Source organism: Streptomyces sp. NPDC007095, assembly GCF_040634475.1.
Lineage (GTDB): Bacteria > Actinomycetota > Actinomycetes > Streptomycetales > Streptomycetaceae > Streptomyces.
On sequence record NZ_JBEYFS010000124.1, the window covers coordinates 1 to 24,837 of the forward strand.

At 69.5% G+C, this 24,837-nt stretch carries 21 protein-coding genes, 3 pseudogenes and 1 riboswitch; of the genes and pseudogenes, 8 read left to right on the forward strand and 16 right to left on the reverse strand.

The window, feature by feature from the left end; all coding sequences use genetic code 11:
- Positions 1-127 precede the first annotated feature (127 nt).
- On the forward strand, positions 128-1,369 hold the full coding sequence (locus tag ABZ656_RS34310) for a glycoside hydrolase family 18 protein (protein ID WP_101406333.1): 1,242 nt from the start codon (positions 128-130) through the stop codon (positions 1,367-1,369).
- Positions 1,370-1,420: 51 nt separating this feature from the next.
- On the opposite strand, the gene ABZ656_RS34315 is transcribed toward ABZ656_RS34310, so the two are convergent.
- A complete protein-coding gene (locus tag ABZ656_RS34315) occupies positions 1,421-2,080 on the reverse strand; it encodes a TetR/AcrR family transcriptional regulator (protein ID WP_101406332.1) in 660 nt (219 codons plus the stop codon).
- A gap of 170 nt (positions 2,081-2,250) precedes the next feature.
- Complete coding sequence (locus ABZ656_RS34320) at positions 2,251-2,397, reverse strand: SCO1431 family membrane protein (protein WP_129592329.1); 147 nt, start codon at positions 2,395-2,397, stop codon at positions 2,251-2,253.
- A 439-nt stretch (positions 2,398-2,836) separates the two neighbouring features.
- Between ABZ656_RS34320 and ABZ656_RS34325 the strand changes: the two are divergent.
- Positions 2,837-3,085 (forward strand): annotated as a pseudogene (locus ABZ656_RS34325) (M1 family peptidase); the annotation flags it as partial.
- Positions 3,086-3,155: 70 nt separating this feature from the next.
- Here the strand turns inward: ABZ656_RS34325 and ABZ656_RS34330 are convergent.
- A complete protein-coding gene (locus ABZ656_RS34330; RefSeq protein WP_360273218.1) occupies positions 3,156-4,514 on the reverse strand; it encodes a peptidase C39 family protein in 1,359 nt (452 codons plus the stop codon).
- Between the two features lie 262 nt (positions 4,515-4,776).
- Here ABZ656_RS34330 and ABZ656_RS34335 point away from each other — a divergent pair, with 262 nt between their 5' ends.
- Together ABZ656_RS34335 and ABZ656_RS34340 are read left to right on the forward strand one after the other, a co-directional pair.
- Positions 4,777-5,376 (forward strand): hypothetical protein, encoded by a 600-nt coding sequence (locus ABZ656_RS34335; RefSeq protein ID WP_360273221.1) that lies wholly within the window; start codon positions 4,777-4,779, stop codon positions 5,374-5,376.
- Between the two features lie 435 nt (positions 5,377-5,811).
- Positions 5,812-7,677: an AAA family ATPase gene (locus ABZ656_RS34340; RefSeq protein ID WP_101406330.1), complete on the forward strand. Its 1,866-nt coding sequence runs from the start codon at positions 5,812-5,814 to the stop codon at positions 7,675-7,677.
- 641 nt (positions 7,678-8,318) lie between these two features.
- On the opposite strand, the gene ABZ656_RS34345 is transcribed toward ABZ656_RS34340, so the two are convergent.
- The 10 genes from ABZ656_RS34345 to ABZ656_RS34390 form a co-directional block, all read right to left on the reverse strand.
- Positions 8,319-9,416, reverse strand: coding sequence for a hemolysin family protein (locus ABZ656_RS34345; protein ID WP_360273225.1), 1,098 nt, complete (start codon positions 9,414-9,416; stop codon positions 8,319-8,321).
- The gene (locus tag ABZ656_RS34350) at positions 9,413-10,747 is read right to left on the reverse strand and encodes a hemolysin family protein (RefSeq protein WP_101406328.1); all 1,335 of its coding nucleotides are present in this window, start codon (positions 10,745-10,747) and stop codon (positions 9,413-9,415) included. Before ABZ656_RS34350 ends, ABZ656_RS34345 begins: the two co-directional genes overlap by 4 nt.
- A 203-nt stretch (positions 10,748-10,950) precedes the next feature.
- Positions 10,951-11,406 (reverse strand): PH domain-containing protein, encoded by a 456-nt coding sequence (locus ABZ656_RS34355; protein WP_101406327.1) that lies wholly within the window; start codon positions 11,404-11,406, stop codon positions 10,951-10,953.
- 17 nt (positions 11,407-11,423) lie between these two features.
- Positions 11,424-12,281, reverse strand: coding sequence for an ATP phosphoribosyltransferase (gene hisG, locus ABZ656_RS34360; RefSeq protein WP_101406326.1), 858 nt, complete (start codon positions 12,279-12,281; stop codon positions 11,424-11,426).
- A 57-nt stretch (positions 12,282-12,338) separates the two neighbouring features.
- Entirely contained in the window at positions 12,339-12,611 is a 273-nt protein-coding gene (locus tag ABZ656_RS34365; protein ID WP_015661856.1) for a phosphoribosyl-ATP diphosphatase, read from the reverse strand.
- A gap of 34 nt (positions 12,612-12,645) precedes the next feature.
- A complete protein-coding gene (gene ribH, locus ABZ656_RS34370; RefSeq protein ID WP_067366149.1) occupies positions 12,646-13,131 on the reverse strand; it encodes a 6,7-dimethyl-8-ribityllumazine synthase in 486 nt (161 codons plus the stop codon).
- Between the two features lie 22 nt (positions 13,132-13,153).
- Positions 13,154-14,452: a bifunctional 3,4-dihydroxy-2-butanone-4-phosphate synthase/GTP cyclohydrolase II gene (locus ABZ656_RS34375; RefSeq protein ID WP_360273231.1), complete on the reverse strand. Its 1,299-nt coding sequence runs from the start codon at positions 14,450-14,452 to the stop codon at positions 13,154-13,156.
- A complete protein-coding gene (gene pnuC / locus ABZ656_RS34380) occupies positions 14,449-15,093 on the reverse strand; it encodes a nicotinamide riboside transporter PnuC (RefSeq protein WP_101406324.1) in 645 nt (214 codons plus the stop codon). The genes ABZ656_RS34375 and pnuC overlap by 4 nt, the downstream gene beginning before the upstream one ends.
- Positions 15,090-15,725 carry a riboflavin synthase gene (locus tag ABZ656_RS34385; RefSeq protein ID WP_101406323.1) on the reverse strand — a complete coding sequence of 212 codons (636 nt, stop codon included), beginning with the start codon at positions 15,723-15,725 and terminating at the stop codon, positions 15,090-15,092. Before ABZ656_RS34385 ends, pnuC begins: the two co-directional genes overlap by 4 nt.
- A 153-nt stretch (positions 15,726-15,878) precedes the next feature.
- Positions 15,879-16,009: riboswitch (FMN riboswitch) on the reverse strand.
- A 316-nt stretch (positions 16,010-16,325) separates the two neighbouring features.
- Positions 16,326-17,537 carry an ROK family transcriptional regulator gene (locus ABZ656_RS34390; protein WP_360273236.1) on the reverse strand — a complete coding sequence of 404 codons (1,212 nt, stop codon included), beginning with the start codon at positions 17,535-17,537 and terminating at the stop codon, positions 16,326-16,328.
- 120 nt (positions 17,538-17,657) lie between these two features.
- Between ABZ656_RS34390 and ABZ656_RS34395 the strand changes: the two genes are divergently transcribed.
- On the forward strand, positions 17,658-18,869 hold the full coding sequence (locus ABZ656_RS34395; RefSeq protein ID WP_101406321.1) for an MFS transporter: 1,212 nt from the start codon (positions 17,658-17,660) through the stop codon (positions 18,867-18,869).
- Here the strand turns inward: ABZ656_RS34395 and ABZ656_RS34400 are convergent.
- On the reverse strand, positions 18,829-19,290 hold the full coding sequence (locus ABZ656_RS34400; protein ID WP_101406320.1) for a thioesterase family protein: 462 nt from the start codon (positions 19,288-19,290) through the stop codon (positions 18,829-18,831). The two genes, ABZ656_RS34395 and ABZ656_RS34400, sit on opposite strands and share 41 nt — an antisense overlap.
- A 99-nt stretch (positions 19,291-19,389) precedes the next feature.
- Complete coding sequence (locus ABZ656_RS34405) at positions 19,390-20,655, reverse strand: alginate lyase family protein (RefSeq protein ID WP_360273240.1); 1,266 nt, start codon at positions 20,653-20,655, stop codon at positions 19,390-19,392.
- Between the two features lie 121 nt (positions 20,656-20,776).
- Here ABZ656_RS34405 and ABZ656_RS34410 point away from each other — a divergent pair.
- From ABZ656_RS34410 to ABZ656_RS34420, 3 genes and pseudogenes are all read left to right on the forward strand, one after another.
- A pseudogene (locus tag ABZ656_RS34410) lies at positions 20,777-20,932 on the forward strand (nitrate reductase); the annotation flags it as partial.
- Between the two features lie 16 nt (positions 20,933-20,948).
- Positions 20,949-22,712, forward strand: coding sequence for a recombinase family protein (locus ABZ656_RS34415; protein WP_360273243.1), 1,764 nt, complete (start codon positions 20,949-20,951; stop codon positions 22,710-22,712).
- A 772-nt stretch (positions 22,713-23,484) separates the two neighbouring features.
- Positions 23,485-23,619, forward strand: a pseudogene (locus ABZ656_RS34420) (3-hydroxyacyl-CoA dehydrogenase family protein); the annotation flags it as partial.
- 978 nt (positions 23,620-24,597) lie between these two features.
- On the opposite strand, the gene ABZ656_RS34425 reads toward ABZ656_RS34420, so the two are convergent.
- The gene (locus ABZ656_RS34425; protein WP_101406318.1) at positions 24,598-24,816 is read right to left on the reverse strand and encodes a hypothetical protein; all 219 of its coding nucleotides are present in this window, start codon (positions 24,814-24,816) and stop codon (positions 24,598-24,600) included.
- Positions 24,817-24,837 lie beyond the last annotated feature (21 nt).

Sequence of the window (24,837 nt, forward strand, 5' to 3'; positions counted from 1 at the left end):
CCGAACCATTGACGCACTGGTCTAGTCCTCCTACTGTTCCGTCAACGCCTCACCGCGTTCATGCCAAACGGCACGCGCAGGTCCCAGCACGCCTCCCCCACACTCCCCTCCCCCACGAGGAGAACCGATGCTCCGACCGCACCGCCCCCGCTCCCGCTTCCGAGCGCTCCTGTCCGCCGCCTGTTGCGCCGCCCTCGGCGCGACGCTGCTCGCCGGCGCGGGCACGGCCACCGCGACCACCGCGGCCCCCTCGGCCCAGGAGGCCGCCGGCTCCAAGGTCGTCGGCTACTTCACGGAATGGGGCGTCTACGACCGGAACTACCACGTCAAGAACGTCGAGACGTCCGGCTCGGCCGCCAAGCTCACTCACATCAACTACGCCTTCGGCAATGTCACAGGCGGCAAGTGCGCCATGGGCGACGCCTACGCGGCGACCGACAAGGCGTACACCGCCGACCAGTCGGTGGACGGTGTCGCCGACACCTGGGACCAGCCCCTGCGCGGCAACTTCAACCAGTTGCGCAAGCTGAAGAAGAAGCACCCGAACCTCAAGGTCCTCTGGTCCTTCGGCGGTTGGACCTGGTCGAGCGGCTTCGGCGAGGCCGCCAGAAACCCGGCGGCGTTCGCGCAGTCCTGCTACGACCTGGTCGAGAACTCCAAGTGGGCGGACGTCTTCGACGGCATCGACATCGACTGGGAGTACCCGAACGCCTGTGGCAACACCTGCGACACCAGCGGCAGGGCGGCCTTCAAGAACGTGATGGCGGCACTGCGGGCGAAGTTCGGCTCCGGCAACCTGGTCACCGCGGCGATCACGGCGGACGCCACGGCGGGCGGCAAGATCGACGCGGCGGACTACGCGGGCGCGGCGCAGTACGTCGACTGGTACAACCCGATGACGTACGACTTCTTCGGCGCCTGGGACGCGGCCGGCCCCACGGCTGCGCACTCTCCGCTGAACTCGTACACCGGTATCCCCAAGGCGGGTTACTACACCTCCGCCACGATCGCGAAGCTCAAGGGCCTGGGCATCCCGGCCTCGAAGCTGCTGCTGGGCATCGGGTTCTACGGGCGCGGCTGGACCGGGGTCACCCAGGCGGCCCCCGGCGGCACGGCCACCGGACCGGCGGCGGGAACGTACGAGCAGGGCATCGACGACTACAAGGTGCTGAAGACGAAGTGCCCGGCGACGGGCACGGTCGGCGGCACGGCGTACGCCAAGTGCGGTACCAACTGGTGGAGTTACGACACCCCCTCGACCATCGCGGGGAAGATGACGTACAAGAACCAGCAGGGCCTGGGCGGCACCTTCTTCTGGGAGCTCAGCGGTGACACCTCGAACGGGGAGCTGATCAAGGCGATCGACTAGCCGGTGCCGTACGAGAGTCGGGGTGGGGGTTCGACTGCCCCCGCCCCTCGCTCAGGCCTCCCGGCGGGCCGCCTGCGGGGCCCGGTAGGAGGGGTCGAGTTCCTCGACCGCGCGCATCGCGCCGCCCAGCATCTTCACCAGCAGCTCACGGACCGTGTCGCGGGGCAGGGCCGGGTGGCCGATCCAGTCGAGGGTCGCGCCCTCGACGCTGTAGAGCCAGCCGAGCAGCGCCATACGGGGCAGCGGCGCTATCTTGCGCCTGCCGTACGCCCCTTCGGCGATGGTCTCGACGATGACCTCGCGCACGCCCTCGCGGATGGCCTGCACGTCGGTGTCGAAGCCGACTCCGCCGGTGACGATCGTGCGGTACGCGGCCTGGTTGTGCTCGGCGTAGCGCAGATAGCCGTCGATGGTGCGGTGCACCCGCTCGGCCGGGGGCAGTTCGAGGCCGCTCGCCGCCCGGGAGATCAGGTCCGCGACCGAGTCCTCGACGATCGCGAGGTAGTAGCCGCGCTTGGACTTGAAGTAGTAGTAGATCAGCCCTTTGGCGACATGCGCCTGGCGTGCGATGTCATCCATCGACAGTGCGTCGTAGGACGTGTCGGCGAACAACTTCCGCCCGATGGCGATGAGTTCGGCGCGGCGCGCCAGTGAGCGATCGGTGCCGCGCGCCCGGGGGCGGTCGACGGCGCGCTGTTGACTATGATTCAATTCCAGCCCTAGTCTCCGACTGCCAGCGGGACGTTGGCAGTATGGCAGACCGGTACCACCCACTCGTTCGACTCTGATCGACCGGGCGCGGTCTTGGGGAGAACTGTCGTGTGGGCTCGGCTCGGCCTGGCGTCCGCGGGGTCAGTTCACAGCGGTTTTGCCGGGTCGGTTCACAGCAGGCCGAGCTGGGTGACGAGCATCGCGAGGACCACGACGAAGGTCCAGCCCGCGACGTGTTCGAGGATCTTGGGGCCGTCGTCCTCGGGGCCGCCCGAGCGGGCGCGGAGTCGGGTGGCGGTGGCGGAGCTCGCGGTCATGGTTTCTCGCTGACGTAGTGGTGCGGTGACATCCCCCGCCCCACGCCGGCTCCCCACCGACCCGACCACCTTGCCACCGGAACGGGTTTCAGCGGTAGAGACCTTGGTCACCCCGAACCCCTCGACGGGACACGCCGGACACTTCGACCACCTTCGAATACCGCGCTTTTCGGCAACGATGCGCCGGGGGTGTGGGTCTCCTCACAGCACAGTGGTCAGCCAACCGAAAGGTCCTCGATGAGCACGTTCCGGACGCCTCGCCGCAGAGCCCGCCTCGCCCTGGCGGAGGCGATCACGGTGGCAGCCGCCTTGACGGGGCCGGTCTCGCAAGCCGCCTGCTCCCCGTCCGCCCCCACGTCCCCGTCCGCCGCGCCCTCCCCGGGTGCGCCGGGTCTCGGTGACCCGGTCTTCCCGCTCGACGGCAACGGCGGCTACAAGGTACGACGGTTCGACGCTCGTCCTGTACGCGCTGCGCGAGAAGGTCGGCGAGGAGACGTTCGGGAAGATCGAGCGGGCCTGGGTCACCGAGTACCGCGGAAAGATCGCCAGTACCCAGGACTACGTCGACCTGGCGTCCAAGGTCGCGGGCCAGGACCTCGACGGTTTCCTGCACCCGTGGCTCTACGGTGCCAAGACCCCGCCGATGCCCAATCACCCCGACTGGGTGGTCAACCCGGTCCAGGGCTGAGCGACCAGAGGTGAGGGACTGAGGCTGAGTGAGGGGGCGGCACCACGGGGGCCGCCCCCTCACTCGCCAGTCAACGGACTCCGACCGCCTTGAGCGCCTCGCGCTGCCCCGCCGACGGATTCGCCGGGAAGTACAGATAGCAGACCCCGCCCGTACCGGAGACGACGTTCCCGGAGGCGTTGTACCTCTTGGTACGGAGCCAGATGTTCTCCCACTCGCGCCGCTTGTAGACCCGGCGCACGGCGTCGTCGCCCGGCGAGGCGGGGTCATTGGCGATCACATCGCCGCCCGCGGTGAATCCGATGACGGTCATGAGGTGGCCCGAGGTCCCGTACCCCGCCCCCGTCAGCTCGGACTTCAGGAACGACTGAGACGTCATGGCCGGGATGCCGGCGGCGATCAGCGTCTCCAGGTCGGTGAGCGAGCGGAGGCGGGTGACCACACCCTGGAGGTCCTTGTACGTCGCCGCGTACGCCGCGTTGAAGGGCCAGTTGCCGCAGCCGCCGTACTGGTAGTCGTAGGTGAAGCGGGCCGCGTGGCAGACCTGCGGGTCGGCGAAGGCAGGGTCGACCCAGGCGAGTTGCTCCGCTGTGGGCCTGCGCCCCCAGTACTCGATGATCATCTGCGAGGAGGTGGGGCTGCACCAGGCCTCACCGCCGTTGTCGTACTCGGGGTACTGGCCCGCGTGAATCTCCTGGGAGTAGCGCGGGACCGTCAACTCCTTCGCGAGCCCGGGGGTGGAGGCCGGGACGGTGAAGCGGTCGGGGATGTCGGAGCCCATCGCGCCGAGCCGCCACACGGTGGGCGTGAGCCCGGAGCCCGGGCTGCGGTACAGGGTCAGACGGAGCCGGTACGAGACGAGGCGCAGGCCCGAGGCCGCGTCGTCGATCGAGAAGGTGTCCGTCGAGATACTGCTCTTGCCGTCCTTCTGGTCGTCCACGGAGGTCCGCCTGATGTCCTGGTCGCCGGCCGCCCAGCGGCCCATCACGTACCAGGGGGTGGCGGTGCCGTCGGAGTACGTGCCCGTGAGCTCGACCTGGAGCCAGGTGCCCGCCGGGGTGTGCGCGTTCCAGGAGGCGATGGCCTCGGTGGCGGGGACGGCGAGCCGGTGGACCGGGGAGGTCCAGGTCGCGTACTCCCAGGTCGCGGTCTTTCCGGTGTGCGGGTCGGTGTAGTCCGCGGTGCCGGCCGGGGTCGCGATCACCAGGCCTGGACGGGCGGCCTCGATGGCCCGCGTGCCCTTCGCGGTGCCGGTCCGCCAGTCGGCGTACGAGGTCCAGGCCCGGTTGTCCACGAGGCCCGGACCCGCGTGCGTGTGCGCCGCCCCGGCCGGTGTGGCCGCGGCCGCGGAGCCCGCGGTACCGGTCGCCACCGCGACGACCGCCACGGCCAGCAGGGCTCTGCGGGACGGCTCTGAAGCTCTGGTCATGGGTGGGGGACCCCCAGTTCGTCCGGAAGCGACGGCTCCCCACTATGGACGGTGGAAGGCGGCTCCTGCCAGCACTTCGGCCTGTGCCGCGCCCACCAATATTGGTCGGGACCACTGGCATGACCTGCGACGCCTCGATTCCGGTGGGGCGCGCCGGCCGCCACTAGAGTGTTCCCCGTACAGGGGTGCATGTGCCCGCCGGGCAGATGCGCCCGCACCTCACCGCACCTCGGGAACCGTCATTCGCGATCTCGCCGCGCGCTTGAGCGCCCTGCCGCCCTCCTGCGGACCCGTCCGTCTGATCGGCGTCGACGGGCACGCCGGCGCCGGGAAGACCACCTTCGCCGGACGGCTGGCCGCGGCACTGGGCGACGCGCCCGTGCTGCACCTCGACGACATCGCGACGCACGAGGAACTGTTCGGCTGGACCCAGCGGCTGCTGCGCCAGGTGGTGGAACCGCTGAGCCGGGGCGAAACGGCGCGCTACGCGCCGTACGACTGGACCGCCCGCGCCTTCGGTCCGGTCCGCGAACTGCCGCCCGCGCCCGTGATCCTGCTGGAGGGGGTCGGCGCAGGGCGCCGGACGCTGCGCCCGCATCTCGCACGGCTGCTGTGGATGGAACTGGCGCGCGACGAGGCCTGGACACGAGGGCGGCGACGGGACGGCGAGGCGCAGAGCGCGTTCTGGGCCGGGTGGGTCGCCGCCGAGCGTCAGCATTTCGTCGAGGATCCCTCAAGACCCTTCGCCGATCTTCTGGTGCGCCAGTGTTCTGAGGGATACGAGGTGTTTTCGGGACCCACTGAGACCGCTGGACCAGACCAGCCCATCACTCACGGTGACGGATCGTCCGCAATGTGCTGAACTTGTGAAGAGCCTTGCGGGGGAAGTTCTCCAAGTGCCTCAACTCGGCTTGACCCGGGGGCCGTACAGGACTTACGTTCTGAATGTGCGGCCTTTCGAAGCCGCCCGCAGTCGCGAAGCCCCCGGTTGTTCCCCCGTGATCGGGGGCTTCGTTCTGCCCACACCCTCTCTTTTCGGGCGCTCCACGCCGCGATCCGCTCACCCTCGGTCACCGAGTCAAGTGCGCCCCATCTGCTCCCACCTCGTGGAACGGGGCGTGCGGCACCCTTCGGCACGCCCATGAACCGCAGGTACGATGCCTCTCGGTGCGACCTTCGGACGGCTGCTCTGCGCACCGGCGCAACTCCCGTCCGCGGCACAGGGGTTCGATCAAAGCTGCCGACGGGCACCGGCCCGTTCGGAGAACCATCGGGGGCACGGTTTGTGGGGGACGTGATGGACTTCGGCATGCAGGGCCCGGAGGCCCCGGCCGACCTCGCCTGGATGCGAGGTGTGGACGCCTACACCATGGGCGCCTATCCGCAGGCGGAGGAGGAGTTCCGCACCGCGGTCCGGATGGACCCGGGCATGGCGGACGGCTGGCTCGGACTGCACGCGCTGCGGGTGGACACGACGACCGCGCTGCTGCGGATGTTCCGGCACCGGGACCGCTTCGGTGAGCAGCGCTCGCGGCACCGGCGCACGCTCAACTCCTGGTATTGGCTGGGCTGGTGGGTGCAGCCGGTGCTGGAGAGCCCGCGCGATCTGCTGCTCGCGCACGCCTCGCACTGGCTGGACGGCCGCCATGTGCCCGAGCTGGACCGGGCGCTCGCGGGGCTGCCGCCGGTCGACGCCGATCACCAGGTGCGGTTTCTGCACGCCTGCCGGGCCTATCTGGTCAAGGACTGGGAGCAGCTGGTCAGGCACACGGATCCGCTGATCGACGACCCCATGCTGGGCATAGAGGCCGGCCTCTTCGGCGGCATGGCCCGGGTCCGCCTGGAGATGTTCGGCCAGGCGGAGCCGCTCCTGTCCTCCGCCCTGATGCGCTGTCGCAGCGAGCAGCCCCAGCGCAAGGAGCTGCGGTACTGGCTCGCGCGGGCCCACGAGGGCACCGGGCGGTCGGCCGCCGCGCTTCCCTTGTACCGGGCGGTGCACCGTGTCGACCCGGCCTTCATGGACACCTCGGCCCGGTTGGCCGCGATCTCCGAGGGCGACGGGTACGACGATGCCGCCGCCGACCTCGCGGCGATCACCCTCGCCGGGGTCGGGCAGGACGTCATGGACGGCCCCGACGGGATCGATCCGCTCTTCGGCGCCGAGGGCCGCGACCTGAAACTCTCGCAGCCCGATCCTCTCCCGCCGGGCGCGTTGCCGCCGGAGACCGACATGGTGCGCGAGAAGGCCGTGGTGCCGGTGCAGCCGTTGCCGGCCGGGCCGACCGACCCCGCCTTACTTGACGAAGCGCTCGCCGAACTGGAGCGCATGGTCGGGCTGGAGCCGGTCAAGCGGCAGGTCAAGGCGTTGTCGGCGCAGCTGAACATGGCGCGGCTGCGGGCCGGACAGGGCCTGCCCGTCCAGCCGCCGAAGCGCCATTTCGTCTTCTCCGGCCCCTCGGGCACCGGCAAGACCACGGTGGCTCGCATTCTCGGACGGGTGTTCTACGCGCTCGGTCTGCTCGGCGGTGACCACCTCGTGGAGGCGCAGCGGGCGGATCTTGTGGGCGAGTACCTGGGCCAGACCGCCGTCAAGGCCAACGAGCTGATCGACTCGGCGATCGGCGGGGTCCTCTTCGTGGACGAGGCGTACGCGCTGTCGAACTCGGGCTACGGCAAGGGGGACGCGTACGGGGACGAGGCGCTGCAGGTGCTGCTGAAGCGGGCCGAGGACAACCGCGACCACCTCGTCGTCATCCTCGCCGGCTACCCGGAGGGCATGGACCGCCTCCTGGCCGCCAACCCCGGCCTCTCCTCCCGCTTCACCACCCGGGTCGACTTCCCCTCCTACCGCCCCCTGGAACTCACCTCCATCGGTGAGGTGCTCGCCGCCGAGAACGGTGACATCTGGGACGAGGAGGCGCTCGACGAGCTGCGCTCCATCGCCGGGCATGTGGTCGATCAGGGCTGGATCGACGAACTCGGCAACGGCCGGTTCCTGCGGACCCTGTACGAGAAGAGCTGCGCGTACCGGGACCTCCGTCTCTCCGGTTACCCGAACACGCCCTCCCGCGACGACTTGTCGACACTCCGGCTGCCGGACCTTATGCAGGCGTACGGGGAGGTGCTGTCGGGCCGGGGCCCCCAGGACCCGTCAGCGATGTAACCAACGTCCCTCGCCCCGCCGCCCCTACCCATTCCCATCCCTGGGGGCTACGCCCCCAGACCCCCTCATCGGCCTGAACGCCCGCGTCCTCGATCGCCGGACGGGCTGAACGCCGGGGCCGACCCGGGTGGGTGGGTTGACGGGGTGGGTGGGGCACCGGCCTTCGGCCTCGTCCGCAAACGCCGCACGGGCTGAAGGTGCGGGGCGGCGGCCGGGGTGGGCGGGCCCTCGGCCTCGAACGCCGGATGCGCCGAGGCTCTCAGGGGCGCGGGGAACTGCGCGACCAGCGCCCGCCGGACCCGTACCCGAACAACCAGGCGCCGGGGGAATCGGGGCGCAGACCCGGCCCAAGGGCGCGAGGAACCGCGCCAGCACCCCCGACCCGTACCCGAACAACCAGGCGCAGGGGGAATCGGAGCGCAGACCCGGCCCAAGGGCGCGAGGAACCGCGCCAGCACCCCCGACCCGTACCCGAACAACCAAGCGCAGGGGGAATCGGGGCGCAGCCCCGGCCCAAGGGCGCGAGGAACCGCGCCAGCACCCCCGACCCGTACCCGAACAACCAAGCGCAGGGGGAATCGGGGCGCAGCCCCGGTCTGGGGGTGTGGGGAGCTGTGCGAGCAGCTCCCCACACGGTGGCGTCAGGTTGCCAGGGCCTGCTCCGGGGTCTCGCTGAGGCGGGATTCCGTGAGCGGCGTGGTCACAGCGGCAGCGCCGACGTCCCGATGGGCCGGGTCGCGTACTTCGCCGACCAGGAGCTCCAGGACGTCCTCCAGCGCGACAAGACCCAGAACCCTCCCCGACGCGTCCGCGACCTGCGCGAGGTGCGTCGCGGCGCGGCGCATCACGGTCAGGGCGTCGTCCAACGGCAGTTCGGAGCTCAGGGTGGTCATGTGCCGCCACAGGTGCTGGGGAACCGCCCGTTCGGACTCCTCCAGGTCGAGTACGTCCTTCACATGCAGATAGCCCATGAAGGCGCCGTTCTCCGCGACCACCGGGAACCGGGAGTACCCGGTGCGGGCGGTGAGCGCGACGACCTGGCCGGGAGTGACGGAGGGGCCGACGGTGACCAGGGAGTCGTGGTCCAGGAGGACGTCGGTGACCGGGCGGGAGCCCAGTTCCAGGGCGTCTTCGAGGCGTTCCTGCTCCTCGGGGTCCAGCAGGCCCGCCTGACCGGAGTCCTCGACGAGCCGGTTGAGCTGCTCGCTCGTGAAGACCGCCTCGACCTCGTCCTTGGGTTCGACCCGGAAGAGTTTCAGGATGAGGCGGGCGCATGCGCCCAGGGCGACGGTGACGGGACGGCACAGGCGCGCGAAGGCCACCAGGCCGGGGCTCAGCCACAGTGCCGTCTTCTCGGGTGCGGCCATCGCCAGGTTCTTCGGGACCATCTCGCCGATGACGAGGTGGAAGAAGACGACGAGGGCGAGCGCGATGACGTATCCGAGGGGGTGGATCACCCCTTCGGGGAGGCGCACCGCCTCGAAGACGGGCTCCACCAGGTGGGCGACCGTCGGTTCGGCCACCGCGCCGAGCGTCAAGGAGCAGATGGTGATGCCGAACTGGGCCGCCGCCATCATCTGCGGCAACCGCTCCAGGCCGTACAGGACCTGACGGGCCCGCGCGGACTCGAGGGGTTCGATCTGACTGCGCCGCACGGAGACGAGCGCGAACTCGGCGCCGACGAAGAACCCGTTGGCGAGCACCAGCAACACGGCGAACAGGAGTTGGAGCACGCTCATCGGACGGCCTCCGGCGCGGCAACCGCGTCGGCGGTCCTGACCAGCCGGACCCGTTCGGCCCGGTAGTGCCCGACCTGGCGTACCGACAGACGCCAGCCGGGCAGTTCGGCCTTGTCGCCGGGGGCCGGGATCCGGCCGAGCAGATCGGCGACGAGGCCCGCGACGGTCTCGTACGGGCCCTCGGGCACGTCGAGGCCTATGCGCTGCAGGACGTCGACCCGGCAGCTGCCGTCCGCGTCCCAGGCGGGCCGTCCGTCCTCGGGCGGCGCGGCGGCGAGCTCCGGCAGGTCCTTGGCGTCGTGCTCGTCGCGGACCTCGCCGACGAGTTCCTCGACGATGTCCTCCAGGGTGACCACGCCCGCCGTACCGCCGTACTCGTCGACGACGACGGCGATCGGCTGCTGGTTGCGCAGCTGTTCGAGCAGGGGCTGCACGGGCAGTGTCTCCGGGACGAGCAGCGGGGCCTGGGCGATCCGGCCGACGGGAGTGCGCAGCCGGTCCTGGGAGGGGATCGCCAGGGCGTCCTTGAGGTGCGCCATGCCGACGATCTCGTCGATCCGCTCCCGGTAGACGGGGAAGCGGGACAGGCCGGTGGCGCGGGTGAGGTTGACGACGTCCTCGGCCGTGGCGGAGGACTGGAGGGCGCTGACCCGTACCCGCGGGGTCATGACGTGCTGCGCGGTCAGGTCGGCGAGCGAGATGGTCCGTACGAAGAGATCCGCGGTGTCCTGCTCCAGCGCGCCGGCCTGGGCCGAGTGCCGGGCCAGGGAGACGAGCTCGCCGGGGGTACGGGCGGAGGCCAGCTCCTCGGCGGGTTCGACGCCCAGGGCCCGTACGAGCCGGTTGGCGACCGTGTTGAGCGCGGCGATCACCGGCCGGAAGAGGCGGGAGAAGACGTGCTGCGGGCCCGCGACGAAGCGGGCCACCTGAAGCGGCTTGGAGACCGCCCAGTTCTTGGGCACGAGTTCGCCGATCACCATCTGCACGGCCGCGGCGAGCAGCATGCCGACCACCACGGCGACACCGGACACGGCGCCCTCGGGCAGTCCGAGCGCGGTGAAGGGTCCGTGCAGCAGTTCGGCGAGAGCGGGTTCGGCGAGCATGCCGACGACGAGCGAGGTGATGGTGATGCCGAGCTGGGTGCCGGAGAGCTGGAAGGACAGCTCCTTGAGCGATTCGACGACCGTACCGGCCCGTCGGTCGCCTTCGGCCGCCGCCTTCTCGGCGTCGGGCCGCTCGACCGTGACAAGGCCGAACTCGGCCGCCACGAAGAAGCCGTTGGCGAGAATCAGCAGGAACGCCGCCCCAAGGAGCAGCAGGGGGATGGTCATGATGCCGCCGCCTCGATATGTCGGGAGGGGGCGGCGCAGGTACTACAGGACGATCCGTCCATCGCTGGAGGGAGTCACTCCTCGGGTAGCAGGGGGCCTCTGAGTCACCACGTGCAACATCAGTGGCGGAGGCGCAACGAAAACGCCTCCGCCAACAGATTAATCAAGACATGGGCCCGTTAGGCAGGGTGGAAGGCCGAGAGTCAGCCGTGATGTTGCTCCGGGTCGCCGATGGAGCGGGCCTCGGCGAGCGCGCGCAGGGCGCGGGCGTCCTCGATCGCGCGCTGTTTGGCGATGCCCGGCTGGATGCCGAGCGCGGGCAGGCTGGTGCCGTCGCTGAGGTTGAGGAACACCCAGGGGTCGCCGGGGCGCAGGTTGACCTGGAGGATCTCCGCCCACTCCAGGTGTCGCCTGCTGGTGATGTTCACCACGGTGACGCCGGTCTCGTCGGCGACGACCTTGGGCCGCGAGAGCATCAGCAGGACGCCGAAGAGCAGCGCGCCGATGAAGACGAAGCTGAGCTTCTCCCCCGGGCTGAGCTGTTCGAGGAGCATCGCGACCGTCGCTATGACGACGAAGATCGCGACGCCCGCGGTGAGCAGCACGGCCCGGGTGAGGGAGGGCCGGAACGTGACGGGGAGCGTGGGAAGGTCGGGCATGGCTTCGGTCGGGGTCCTCAGAGGCGGCAGGCGTGGATGGCCGTGGTCAGGATGGCCCGCGCGCCGAGCGCGTAGAGGTCGTCCATGATCTGCTGGGCCTCCTTGGCGGGCACCATGGCACGGACGGCGACCCAGCCCTCGTTGTGCAACGGGGAGATGGTCGGCGACTCCAGGCCTGGCGTGAGGGCGACGGCCTTTTCCAGGTGCTCGGCGCGGCAGTCGTAGTCCATCATCACGTACGTCCGTGCGACCAGGACGCCCTGGAGGCGGCGCAGGAACTGCTGCACCTTGGGCTCGGCCTCCTCGGAGGTGTCGGCCCCGACGCGGCGGACGACGACGGCCTCGGACTTCATGATCGGGTCGCCGAAGACCTCGAGGCCCGCGTTGCGCAGCGAGGTACCGGTCTCGACGACGTCCGCGATGACCTCGGCGACACCGAGTTCGATCGCGGTCTCGACGGCGCCGTCGAGGTGGACGACGGAGGCGTCGATGCCGCTGTCGGCGAGGTGCTTGGCCACGATGCCCTCATAGGAGGTGGCGACCGTCATGCCGCCGAGGTCCTCGATGCCCTTGGCGGTGCCGGGCTTGGTGGCGAAGCGGAACGTCGAGCGGGCGAAGCCGAGCGGGAGGATCTCCTCCGCGTTGGCGCCCGAGTCGATGAGCAGGTCTCGGCCGGTGATGCCGATGTCGAGGCGGCCGGAGGAGACGTAGATCGCGATGTCGCGGGGGCGGAGGTAGAAGAACTCGACCTCGTTGCCCGGGTCCACGATGCGCAGTTCCTTGGACTCCCGGCGCTGCTGGTAGCCGGCCTCATGCAGCATCTCCGCCGCAGGGCCTGACAGGGAACCCTTGTTGGGGACGGCGATGCGCAGCATGAGGTCGGCTTCCTTCGTTCGTGCGTACGAAACGTACGGGATTGCGGGGTTTACGGCTCAGAGGTGGGCGTACACGTCGTCGAGGGAGATCCCGCGCGCCACCATCATCACCTGAACGTGGTAGAGGAGCTGCGAGATCTCCTCGGCGGCGGCGTCCTTGCCCTCGTACTCGGCGGCCATCCAGACCTCGGCGGCCTCTTCGACGACCTTCTTGCCGATGGCATGGACGCCCTTGCCGACAAGTTCGGCGGTACGCGAAGTGGCGGGATCGCCGGTGGCGGCCTTGTGCTGGAGCTCGGTGAAGAGCTCCTCGAACGTCTTCTTGGACATGATGCTGCCCACCCTACGCGCTACCGCCCCTGCCTCAGTGCCAGGGTTCGGATACTGAGCGCAGTGTGGCCGCGGTCGCCACGGCGGCCGTCACCGCCTCATGCCCCTTGTCCTCGTTGGAGCCCTCGATGCCCGCGCGGTCGAGGGCCTGCTCCTCGGTGTCGCAGGTCAGCACGCCGAAGCCGATGGGGACGCCGGTGTCGATGGAGACCTGGGTGAGGCCCTGGGTGACGCCCTGGCACACGTATTCGAAATGCGGGGTGCCGCCGCGGATGACGACGCCGAGCGCGACGATCGCGTCGTAGCCGCGGCCCGCGAGGACCTTGGCGACGACCGGCAGCTCGAAGCTGCCGGGGACCCTGAGCAGGGTCGGCTCGTCGATCCCGAGCTCGTGCAGGGCGCGCAGCGCGCCGTTGACGAGGCCGTCCATCACCTTTTCGTGCCACTGTGCCGCGATGACCGCGACGCGCAGGTCACCGCAGTTGCGTACGGACAGTTCAGGTGCACCCTTGCCGCTCACGTCTCTCCTCAGTGCTTTCTTGTTACTGGTTGCCGCAGGCGGACACGGTGGCCGTGTCGAGCCAGGGCAGGTCGTGACCCATCCGGTCCCGCTTGGTGCGCAGGTAGCGGAGGTTGTGCTCGCCCGCCTGTACGGGCATCGGCTCCCGGCGCGTGACCTTGAGGCCGTGCCGGACCAGCGCGTCGGTCTTGTCGGGGTTGTTGGTCAGCAGGCGCAGGCTGTGGACGCCGAGGTCCTCCAGGATCTGCGCGCTCGCGCCGTAGTCCCGGGCGTCGGCGGGCAGGCCGAGTTCCAGGTTGGCGTCGAGGGTGTCGCGGCCGCGCTCCTGCAGCTCGTAGGCGCGCAGCTTGGACAGCAGGCCGATGCCGCGCCCCTCGTGCCCACGCAGGTAGACCACGACGCCCTGGCCCTCGGCCTGGATGCGCTCCATGGAGGTCTGGAGCTGGGGGCCGCAGTCGCAGCGCAGCGAGTGGAAGATGTCGCCGGTCAGGCACTCGGAGTGGACACGGACGAGGACGTCCTCGCCGTCGCCGATCTCGCCGTGCACGAGGGCGACGTGCTCGACCCCGTCGACGGTGGAGCGGTAGCCGTACGCCGTGAACTCGCCGAAGGCGGTGGGCAGTTGTGTCTTGGCCTCACGGCGGACCGTCGGCTCGGCGGTACGGCGGTAGGCGATCAGGTCCTCGATGGAGATGATCGTCAGGCCGTGCTTGCGGGCGAAGGGGATGAGTTCGGGCAGACGGAGCATGCGTCCGTCCTCCCCGGCGATCTCGACGATCGCTCCGGCCGGGCGCAGGCCCGCGAGCCGGGCGAGGTCGACGGCGGCCTCGGTGTGGCCGTTGCGGACGAGGACACCGCCGGGCTTGGCGCGCAGCGGGAAGATGTGGCCGGGGCGCACGAAGTCGCCCGCCTCGGCGTCGCCGCCGGCCAGCAGCCGCAGCGTGGTGGCGCGGTCGGCCGCGGAGATGCCGGTGGACACGCCGTGGGCGGCGGAGGCGTCCACGGAGACGGTGAACGCGGTCTTCATCGACTCGGTGTTGTTCTCGACCATTTGGGGGAGCTGGAGGCGGTCGAGTTCGTCGCCCTCCATGGGTGCGCAGATCAGTCCGCGGCACTCGCTCATCATGAAGGCGATGATCTCGGGGGTCGCCTTCTCGGCGGCGATGACGAGGTCGCCCTCGTTCTCCCGGTCCTCGTCGTCGACGACCACGATCGGCCGGCCCGCCGCGATGTCGGCGATGGCCTTCTCGACCGGGTCGAGCGCGAAGTCCGAAGCGTCCTCATCGTGGCCCGTGCTGTACCAAACGGGTGCCGTGGTCATGCGGAGGCTCCTTCCAGGACGGGCTGCCCGGCCTTGCGGGAGCGCAGCCACCAGTCGCGCATGCCCGACAGGACGAGCGCGCCGTAGACGACGTAGACGAAACCGGAGAAGGCGTAGCCGTTGGCGAAGTTGAGCGGGACGCCCACCACGTCGACCAGCAGCCAGGCGAACCAGAACTCGACCATGCCGCGGGCCTGCGCGTACATGGCGACGATCGTGCCGACGAAGATGTACGCGTCCGGCCAGGGGTCCCAGGACAGGGTCGGGTACGCGTGGAACAGACCGCTGACCGCGAGGGTGCCCACGGCCGCGGCGCCCACCATGTAGGCGCGCTCGCGCCAGGTGGCGAACCGTACGGAGATGTGCCCGTCCCGGCCCTCCGCCTTACCGCGGTTCCACTGCCACCAGCCCCACAGGGCAACGACGATGACCACGACCTGCTTTCCGGCGCTGCCGGAGAGATGGCCGCTGGCGAAGGCCGCGAAGAGGATGACGCCGGACAGGAGTTGGACGGGCCAGCTCCATATGGAGCGCCGCCAGCCCAGCGCGAGGCCGATCAGACCGACGATGTTGCCGATCATGTCCGACCACTTGATGTGCTGTCCGAGGAGCGTGAACGCCTCGGAGTTCAGCCAGTTCACTGCCCGCTCCCCTGGGTGTCGGGCAGCGCGACCGGCTGCTCGCCGCGGGCGCCGAGCAGTCGCTCGACGTACTTGGCGATGACGTCCACCTCGAGGTTGACCGGGTCGCCGGCCTGCTTGTGGCCGAGCGTGGTGAGGTCGAGGGTGGTGGGGATGAGGCTGACGGTGAAGAAGTCCGGGCCCGCGTCGACCACCGTCAGGCTGATGCCGTCGACGGTGATGGAGCCCTTCTCGACCACGTAGCGGGAGAGGTCCGCGGGGAGGGAGACCTTCACGATCTCCCAGTTCTCGGACGGCTTGCGCTCGATGACCGTGCCCGTGCCGTCGACGTGACCCTGGACGATGTGGCCGCCGAGGCGCTCGCCCACGGCCATCGGGCGTTCCAGGTTGACGCGGGAGCCGACGGTCAGCGCGCCGAGGCTGGAGCGGTCCAGGGTTTCGGCCATGACGTCGGCGGTGAACTCGTCGCCTTCGTGTTCGACGACCGTGAGACACACGCCGTTCACGGCGATGGAGTCGCCGTGCTGTGCGCCTTGCGTGACGACGGGGCCACGCAGACGGAAACGGGAGGCGTCGTCGAGAATTTCGACGGCGGTGACCTCACCCAGCTCTTCGACGATTCCGGTGAACACTTCCCGGGTCCTCCTGCCTCATGGGGCACGGACTCCGGGGCCTGTCGATGACGACAGAATGAGCGGACTGCGACACCGGGAGCGAGCCGCATGGGGCGACACGTCCCGAAGGACGCGCCGAAACAAACGGCAGCGCGCACGAATGCCCGCCCGCCGCGCACTGCCTCCCATCCGGACTTTAACCGTCGGTCCAGGAATTTCACCTGGTCAACCGGCCGCTGGAAGCGACCGGGTCGCGGACTATAACCGCCGGTTCGGACTTTCACCGACCCCGGAGTGCGCTGCTTCTGGTACAGCATCAGTGTGCCACGTCTGATCCACGTCCATGCGTGCGAACGCCTGTGGGGTGCCTCACAGGTCGTCCGGATGGACTTCTCCGACGGATCGCGGGAGGTCAACTCCTGCGGAAATCCTCACGCTTGACGCGATCGCCCATTGGTCCGTACCCATTGACCGCTCTGGTCTAGTCCTCTTAAGGTCCATGATCAATGGTTTGCCGAAGCCGAGGTGTCGCACTCGCCCCTTGAGCGACCCGGCGGCGGTGACGGAGGCCCTTGCCCCGCCGCCGGGTCTCCCCATCCGGGGCGCGCCCGCATCGAATCACCGTGAGCGCGGCGCGAAGAGGTCGTCCTGGGCTGATTCCCGGGACGTCAGGAGGGCTCCGCGGAGTACCGCACCGCCGCCCAGCGTGCTCGCGCGCACCTCGACCGGCAGCGGGGACATCCGGGTGAGTCGCTCGCCGACCCGCGTTGCCAGCACCTCCCCGCCCGCCTGCCCCACCTCACCGCCGAGCACCACGCACCCCGGGTCGAGAACGGCGACGACGGACGCCGCGCCGATGGCGAGGCGGTCGGCGAGGGCGGAGAGGAAACGGTCGGCTCCGGAGGAAGAAGAGGCAGGGGAAGGGGAGGGAAGGGTCGCCACCGCTTGCCTCACCAGCGTCGCCGCCTCCGGTTCGCCGGGCGACACCGCTGTCGCCACCAACCCGTAGCCGGCCGCGAGTTCCGCGATCGCGGCGGACCCCGCCAGGGAGTGGAACCCGCCCTCGCAGTCCGTCGCCGAGGGCAGCGTCGTCGTGCCCGGTACCGGCAGGAAGCCGATCTCGCCCGTGCCGCCCGACGCACCACGACGGAGTCTGCCGTCGAGGACGACGGCCGCACCGGTGCCGTGGCCGAGCCAGAGCAGGACGAACGTGTCGCGGTCGCGGGCGGCACCCTCACGCTGCTCCGCGAGGGCGGCGAGGTTCGTCTCGTTCTCGACGATCACATGGGCGGGCAGCCGTTCCTGGAGGGCGGCGACCAGGCGGCGGTGCCATTCGGGCAGGCCGGAGGAGTCGCGGAGTTCGCCGGTGGCGGGGTCGATGAGGCCGGGGGCGCCGACGCCGACCGTGTGCAGGCGATCCGCCCCGGCCTCCTTGGCCGCGCGTTCGACCAGCGTGACCGCCTGCTCGACGGCGGGCCCGGTACCGGTGCCGTCCGCGATCGGCACCGACGCCCTGGCCAGTTCCCTGCCGAGGAGGTCGGAGACGACGACCGAGACGCCCTCGGTGCGGACGTCGAGGGCGGCGAGATGGGCCCGGTCGGCGACGATCCCGTACAGACGGGCGTTGGGGCCTCGGCGCTGCTCCCCGGACTCCCCCACCACCTCGATCAGTCCGGCGGCCGTGAGGCGTTCGACGAGGTCGGCGACGGTGGGCCGGGACAGTCCGGTGAGCTGCTTCAACTGCCCTGCCGTCAGGGCGCCTTCCTGCTGGAGCAGGCGCAGTGCGAGGCGGTCGTTGATGGCCCGGGCGGTGCTCGGTGATGCGGGCATGCCGGGATCCTCCCAGATCAGTCGCTCGGTCGACGGCCAGTAAATCACCTATCTATCAGGCAGGGTTCCTGATAGTTTACGGCGGCAGCGCGGGAAGCGGAGCCTGGAGGGGCGGGAAAGATGGGTTACGTGGTCTACGACCTGCGCGAGGTGAAGCGGGCGCGGTACGCCGTGGCCGCCGTCTTCGCGGTGCACGGAGCGGTGACGGGCTCGTTCGCGACCCGTGTCCCCTGGATCCAGGACCACGCGTCCGTCAGCACCGGCCAGCTCGGACTGGCCCTCGCGTGCCCGGCGATCGGGGCCTCCGTCGCGATGCCGCTGGCGGGCAGGATCAGCCACCGCTTCGGCGCCCGTACCGCGCTGCGCGGGCTGATGTCCCTGTGGACGCTGTCGCTGATCCTCCCGTCCCTCGCGCCGAACATCTACACGCTGTGCCCGGCCCTCTTCGTCTACGGCGCCTCGGCAGGCATGGCGGACGTGGCGATGAACGCGCTCGGCGTCGAGATCGAGAGCCGCCTCGGCAAGTCGATCATGTCGGGACTGCACGGCATGTGGAGCGCGGGAGCCCTGGTCGGCTCGGCCGGCGGCACCCTCGCCGCGCACCTCGGCTCGGACGCGCGCCTGCACCACGCGCTGGCGGCCGGGGTCCTGACGGTCCTGGGCGTCACCGCCTGCCGATGGGTGCTGGACCTGCGACCGGCCGAGGACGAGGCCCCGCCGCCGCGCTTCGCGCTCCCGCCCAAGTCCGCCCTGCTCATCGGCGCGGTCGGCTTCTGCGCGGTGTTCGCGGAGGGCGCCAGTCTGGACTGGTCGGCGGTCTATCTGAAGGACGAGCTGGGCAGCTCGGCCGGTCTGGCGGCCGCGTCGACGACCGGATTCATGCTGACCATGGCGCTGGCCCGGATCGTGGGCGACGCGGTGGTCAACCGGTTCGGCGCGGTGCGCACGGTGCGGGCCGGCGGCGGTCTCGCCGTGCTCGGCGGGCTGCTCGTCGTCCTCGCGAACCACCCCGCCGTGGCGATGAGCGGCTTCGCCCTGATGGGTCTCGGCATCGCGGTCGTCGTCCCGCTCTGCTTCGCGGCGGCGGGGCACAGCGGCCCCAGTCCCAGTCAGGCCATCGCGGGCGTCGCCACCATCACGTACACCTCCGGTCTGGTCGCGCCGAGCGCGATCGGCACGCTGGCGCAGGCGACGAGCCTGGTGGTGTCGTTCGGGCTGGTCACGGTGCTGGCGTGCGGCCTTGCCGCGTTCGCGGGGGTACTGCGCGCGGGCGAGCGCGACCGGCCGAAGGTCAGTCCTGCGAACGCAGCAGTTCCCGACCCACGGCCCTGAAGCGGTCGCTCCAGGGCGTGGGGCGCAGCGTCGCGGCGTCGAGCCGGACGAGGACCCGCGTCCCGTGCGCGTACGTGAGCGCGCCGTCGGCCGAGCAGAAGCGGAAGCCGTACGTCAGTCCGGTGTTCCCCAGGCGTTCCAGCCAGAGGTGGACGGCGTACCCGCCGGGGCGGTTGACCGGGGCCTCATAGCTGATCCGCAGTTCCTTGACCGCGTTGCAGAAGTCGCCCGCCGCCTCCCAGTCGCCCTCGTAGGCCAGGAAGCCCTGGTCGTTCCAGAGGGCCGTCCAGGCGCGTTCGACCATGACCGGGTAGCGGGCGTTGTGGAGCAGGCCGAGTGCGTCCAGGTCGTCGAAGTGGACGGTGACGGGGAGGAGCCGCCCGTAGGAGAGGGCGGGGGCGGCGGGGGCTTCGGCGGTCACGGGCGGGGCTCCTGAGGGTGCCGGTGGGGACGGTGGGGACATCCCCATCCTAAGCGGCCGCTCAGGAGCCCCTGATCAGGGTGTTCGTACGCCCTCCGGTCAGCCGGCGATCGAGTCCAGCTGCTCGGCGGCGGGCCGCAGCGCCCACAGGTCGCCGCCGGGCGGTGTCTCGAGTTCCGGCACCGCGGCCCGGGCCGCCCGGTCCCCCGCGTCGGCCGCCGCGTGCACGATGTCGCTCGCCGCGTAGCGGTGGAACTCCAGTTCCGGGTGGGGCCACGGCGCGGCGCCCGTCGCGGCGGGCAGCAGATAGTCGACCGCCTTGGCCAGGGTCTGGCCGTCCGGCCCCGTGTACCGCCACAGGTTCACGCCGACGTGCCGGCCGATGGCCGCGAGGCGGGTGTAGGCGACGAGGTCGAAGGTCGAGTAGTGCCAGCTGCGGGTGCGGGTGAGCTCCTGGGGCTGGCTGCCGTCCGCGGCGATCTGCGGGTCGATCCGCCTGGACTCCGCGCCGAGGACGGTCCTGCGGGCGAGGTCCTCGTCGCCAGTCGCGTACGCCAGGGCGGCGAGCTGCATGTCGTAGAAGGTGCCGTGGTTGTTCTCGGCGGCGCCCTCCTCGCCGCCGAAGGCGCTGTTCTCCAGCCAGTCGCGGAAGTCGGTGTTCCAGGCGCGCATGGCGGTGCGGTCGCTCTTCGACCAGCCGGGGGCGCCCGTCTCCAGGATCGCGATCGCGTCCAGGACGCTGGTGTAGGACTGCGAGAAGTCGATGATGCCGATGGCCCGGCCGTCGTACTTGCAGGGGATGAACTGTCCGTGGTCGAGGTTCGGGTTCATCCGGGTGGCCGGGGCGAGGAACCAGGTGCGCAGGACGGTGGCGGCCTTCTCGGCGTACTGCTTCCTGCCGGTGTAGTACCAGGCGAGCGCGAGGTCGTACGTCGAGTCGAAGACCTTCTCGACGTCCTGGCGGTCGGTGCCGGTGTCGACCTCGGGGTTGCGCCGGCCGTCACGCTGGACGTACGGGCAGCCCCAGGGGTTGTCGGCGGTCTTCGGCTGGGAGGGCCACCAGTACGGGGCCTGGCTCAGGTAGTCGTGGACGTCGCCGCCGGGGGCCGGCTTGGGTTTGTCGACGACCGTCCAGGGGCCCTGGGCCAGCCAGTTGTCGGCGCGGGCCGTCAAGCCCGCGAGCGTGCGCTTCAGTTGGGGATCTCCGCGGTCGAGGCGCAGTCGGGTCTGCTGGAGCCGGGTGCCGTCGAGGACGGCGGTCCGGGGGGCCTTCGGCGCCGCGTGGGCCGAGGCGGAGGGGACGACGACGGCCGCGAAGGTGGCCACTGCGGCGAGGAGAACAGCCAGACGGGGTCTCGCACTCATCAAGCCTCCGATCAGAAACATGAACGCAGTTCATGAGTAAGACCGTGCGAGCGTAGAACCACCAGGTACCCGTGACAATGGTCCGGACAAAGTTTCACGTACGAAGAAAGCGAAGCTCACCATGGACCTCGGCGTGCGCTGGAAACTGCACGGCGACGGGCGGACGCCCGCGCCCGGAGCGGTTGTCCGACCCGATGAACGCCTCTCGTGGCCGCGCACGATCGGGCTCGGCGCCCAGCACGTGGTGGCGATGTTCGGGGCGTCGTTCGTGGCTCCGAGTTAACATCACTGCCATGCAAGACCCAGCTCCGATCCGCCTCCGCCCCACCGTTCCGGCTCCCGCTTTCCCCGTAGGGGCCTCGCTCCCTCAACCACAGCCTGATCAACGCCGCAAACGCGGCATCATCTACGTTCGGGTCTCCAAGGACCGGCCCGACATGATCAGTCCGGAGCTCCAGGTGGAGCACGCCACGAAACTGGCGCAAGGCGAGGACATCGAGATCGTGATGGATCCGATCATCGATATCGGAAAGTCCGGCCGCGCGTTCGACGACCGCAGCATCGCCGACATCATCGACATGGCGCGGCGGCGTGAGTTCGACGTGCTGATCCTCTGGATCTGGTCCCGCTTCGGCCGCAATCTGCGGGAGTCGCTCCAGCACCTCGACACCCTCACCAACTACGGCATAGAGGTCCGGGCTGCACGCGAGGACTTCGACGGCAGGACGACGATCGGCAAGTTCGCGATCGCCCAGATGCTGAACATCGCGGAGTTGGAGTCCAACCAGAAGTCCGACTCGTGGAAGGACACCATCGAGCGGCGCCGCCGGGCCGGCCTGGCGCACGGCTCCCGCGGCCGGTTCGGTTACTTCCGCTGCGACGCCTGCCCTCCCCCGGAGCGCGGCAAGCAGCTCCTCACCTGCCCCCGGTGCAAGGACGGGATCCTGAAGATCGACCCAGTGACGGGACCGATCCTGGCGTCTCTCTACCGGCGGTACGCGGCCGGTGAGTCGGTGCGTGGAATGGTGCTGTGGCTGAAAGAGCAGGGCGTGAAGCACTACACCGGCACCGACATCGATGCCGGAGCCCTTTACCAGATCCTCGACTCCGGCTTCGGTCTGGGCTTCGTCCGCTACCAGATTCCTGAACTGCTGCACCGCACAGTCGAGACGCCAGACGGCGGGACGAAGCTGGAACGCACATCGCTGCACCGAGACCTCACGACCTACCTCTATTACCGGGGCGCGCACGACGCGGTGATCGACGACACGATGGAGTGCGAGCGCCTCTGGGATGCCTACGTCGAGCGGCGACTGTCCAGCAGCGACGACAAGGGCCACAGCTTCCGGGCGAAGTACAGCGTCTCGGGGCTCCTGAGCTGCGCCGGCTGCCGCCGCTCGATGCACTCGATGCTCCGGGCGAAGAAGGTGCAGCGTCCGTGGGTCAACAGCGTGCCTGATCCTCGTGACGTGCTGTATCGCTGCACTCGGCACATGAAGTTCAAGGACTGTCCCGGGAACGGGGTGTACGCCACGCTGGCGGGGGCCGAGGAAGCAGTGGTGCAGTGGCTTCGCGATCTCGTCGAGCAGGAACCCACGTTGGAGACGTCAGTGGGCCAACAAGCTGTCGAGGTGGTGTCGAACCCGGAATCCCCGGCCGTAGAGCAGGCGGTGCGCCGACTTCGGGAAATCGAGGGGGTGCTCACAGAGATCACCACAAGGGAGGACAAGCTCACCGACGCCGTGCTTGATGGCCTGGTATCGGCCGACGCCGCACGGCGCAAGCGAGCGGAATTGGAGACGCAGCGCGCCGGACTGCGGGCGGAGGAGGAGACTTTGAAGCATCGACTTCAGGACCAGCCGACGGTCCTACCCCGACCGGACCGAAGCATGTTCGTCAAAATCCTGGATCTCTGGAAAGCCGCCGACCACGACGACCGTCGCTCTCTGTTGAAACCGGTGATCCGTACGGTGGAGGTCTCCCGGGGCCGCAATCACTCCGACAAGTACACGGTCTACCCGATGTGGGAAGCGCCTCCAGGGCCGATCGCGTTGTAGGGGGTGTTGCCCACGTCGTTCTCCGCCGTCCGGACCAAGTCGTACTTCACCGCCAGCTCGGCCGCGACCAAACCGAACTCGTCAAGGCAATGTTGCCTGGTCAGGACAGTGGTCCGACGGTCGTACCGACGGACCACTGTCCTGCGGATGCTCCGCGGCTGACTACCTAGACTCCGCTCAGATCCCAGATGCATCGGTACTCCTCAACAATCGGCGCAGGCACGCCCGACGGGGGTGCCGTCGGCGATCAGCCGATGTTCCGGAGATTCGACAGCTTGGAGCCACCGGAAAGCTGTGCTACGGCCGTGTCGATCACCTCGTCAGCTGTCGTGTAATTCACGTGACCGTCGACACACTGTCCGGCTACCGCAGGCGCAGCCCCCGCTACGAACGCCACTGCCGCACGCTCCGCACCGGCGGGCTGCCGCGGGCGGACCCTTCCCCTTCCGCCGGCGCGCATCCGGAGGGTCTATCGGATTTAGGCTCTGACAAGATTTCCGAAGCCGTTGATCGTCTTCTCGGTTCTGGCACGGGTGGGTGGCCTGTTGGAGCAGGCTGGTGGCGTGTGATGTCGAGTTGACGGCGTTGCTTCCTCACCTGGCTTCGGTGCTGGTCGAGGCGGTAGAGACAGGCGACGACCTGGTCAGGATCATCGTGCGGACCGCCGCCGGGATCTCAGTGCTTTGCCCGGGCTGCGGGCAGGAATCGGCCTGGGAGCACAGCCGGTACGTGCAGCATGTGGTCGACGAGGCGATCGGCGGGAGACCGGCAGGTGAGCGGCGTGTCGGTGCGCCGCTTGTACGAGGAGTACAAGGAGCCGCTGTACGCCGCTCCCCCGCTGCTCCAGCGCATGGTGGACGCGGGCCGGCTCGGCCGGAAGTCCGGCTCGGGCTTCTACACGTACTAGCGAGTGCGGCAACGCCGCCAAGTGGCGCTGTTCAAGGGCGAGTTCACCCGGAACAGCGTCCACGGCGGCACTACCGTCGGATGGCTCTCGCGGTGCCCGCCAGGTCCCCCTCTGCGCGTCCTCGCCCGGCCCACGTGGACTGCACGGGAACACGGCCTGTTGAGCGGCATCGACCGACAGCAAACCGACCCTGACCTGGGGCTTTGTGTCTTTCGAAGCTGTCAGACCCTTTCTCGCTTACTCAGCGAAAAATCCCTGGAAAGTCCCCGGGACAGAGCTGAAAGTCCCTGAAAAGTCCCTGGGAAGTCCCTGGTTCGGAGCGGCCCGACCAGCGCTTGCGAGTCCCACGCCGGTGTCGCGGGCAACTGGATTCGAACCCGAGACCTACGCATTACGAGACCGTGAGCGTTCGTGTTGCCTGGTGCCTCGTCGTGCTGTCCGGTGACGTTTTTTCGATCAGAGCAGGCGCAACAGGTTGACCCATGCCATCCCGTGACGCACCGTCCAAAGGCGTCTGTCTACCGGCTGTCCACCGGCGGGGCTGCCGGAAGAGGTCATCGAGGGCACCGCGTGGCTGCAAGCGCAGCTCCTGACGAGGCCAGACGGGCGCATGAGGGGACTCGTCCGACCTCGACAAAAGCGCCTTCGTCGTCCTCTGATATCGAGCAGTGCCTGCACAAGCCAGAAACCGCACCTCCCACACACCGGGGGACGCCTGTCGTACCGGTCACGTTCGACTTCGTCGCGGACGCAAACGGCCGCGACCTGGGACAACTCCGTGATATCTGCCATGCAGCGTACGCGGGTGGCGGTCCTGCCGCCCAGGCGCATCGTGAGGGACGGTCCACCGGGGTTTCATCCCGCCCTGCTCCGTACGAGAACTAGACAAATCCCTCAGATGTGCATGCCGTGTCACCAGCGCGGTGGGGGGCTCAATAGGGACAAACATCCGGGAGATTCAGGGGGCCGCTTAGCGGGTCACTGCAGACCCGCGTCGTGGGCTTGTGCCGATGCGAGTTCGGCTTGACTCAGGTTCATGCTGTCGGTCTTCGTCACCATGCCCCAGTGCCGCTCGACCGGGCACCTCGCGTAGCGGCGGCTGGGCGTGAGGCGTATCGATTTGATGCCGATCAGCGGGACCCACGTCGCCGTGAACAGGTGCCCTGCAGAGCATCGCACGATCGTTTTGCCAGCCATAGGGCATGTCTCCTTGCGGTA

What these genes read in the sequence shown, in the direction of transcription:
- ABZ656_RS34310 (WP_101406333.1), top strand. Translation starts at nt 128, where the DNA reads ATGCTCCGACCGCACCGCCCCCGCTCCCGCTTCCGAGCGCTCCTGTCC.
- ABZ656_RS34320 (WP_129592329.1), bottom strand. Translation starts at nt 2,397, where the DNA reads ATGACCGCGAGCTCCGCCACCGCCACCCGACTCCGCGCCCGCTCGGGC.
- ABZ656_RS34330 (WP_360273218.1), bottom strand. Translation starts at nt 4,514, where the DNA reads ATGACCAGAGCTTCAGAGCCGTCCCGCAGAGCCCTGCTGGCCGTGGCG.
- ABZ656_RS34340 (WP_101406330.1), top strand. Translation starts at nt 5,812, where the DNA reads ATGGACTTCGGCATGCAGGGCCCGGAGGCCCCGGCCGACCTCGCCTGG.
- ABZ656_RS34345 (WP_360273225.1), bottom strand. Translation starts at nt 9,416, where the DNA reads ATGAGCGTGCTCCAACTCCTGTTCGCCGTGTTGCTGGTGCTCGCCAAC.
- ABZ656_RS34350 (WP_101406328.1), bottom strand. Translation starts at nt 10,747, where the DNA reads ATGACCATCCCCCTGCTGCTCCTTGGGGCGGCGTTCCTGCTGATTCTC.
- ABZ656_RS34355 (WP_101406327.1), bottom strand. Translation starts at nt 11,406, where the DNA reads ATGCCCGACCTTCCCACGCTCCCCGTCACGTTCCGGCCCTCCCTCACC.
- hisG (WP_101406326.1), bottom strand. Translation starts at nt 12,281, where the DNA reads ATGCTGCGCATCGCCGTCCCCAACAAGGGTTCCCTGTCAGGCCCTGCG.
- ABZ656_RS34365 (WP_015661856.1), bottom strand. Translation starts at nt 12,611, where the DNA reads ATGTCCAAGAAGACGTTCGAGGAGCTCTTCACCGAGCTCCAGCACAAG.
- ABZ656_RS34375 (WP_360273231.1), bottom strand. Translation starts at nt 14,452, where the DNA reads ATGACCACGGCACCCGTTTGGTACAGCACGGGCCACGATGAGGACGCT.
- ABZ656_RS34390 (WP_360273236.1), bottom strand. Translation starts at nt 17,537, where the DNA reads ATGCCCGCATCACCGAGCACCGCCCGGGCCATCAACGACCGCCTCGCA.
- ABZ656_RS34395 (WP_101406321.1), top strand. Translation starts at nt 17,658, where the DNA reads ATGGGTTACGTGGTCTACGACCTGCGCGAGGTGAAGCGGGCGCGGTAC.
- ABZ656_RS34405 (WP_360273240.1), bottom strand. Translation starts at nt 20,655, where the DNA reads ATGAGTGCGAGACCCCGTCTGGCTGTTCTCCTCGCCGCAGTGGCCACC.
- ABZ656_RS34415 (WP_360273243.1), top strand. Translation starts at nt 20,949, where the DNA reads ATGCAAGACCCAGCTCCGATCCGCCTCCGCCCCACCGTTCCGGCTCCC.
- ABZ656_RS34425 (WP_101406318.1), bottom strand. Translation starts at nt 24,816, where the DNA reads ATGGCTGGCAAAACGATCGTGCGATGCTCTGCAGGGCACCTGTTCACG.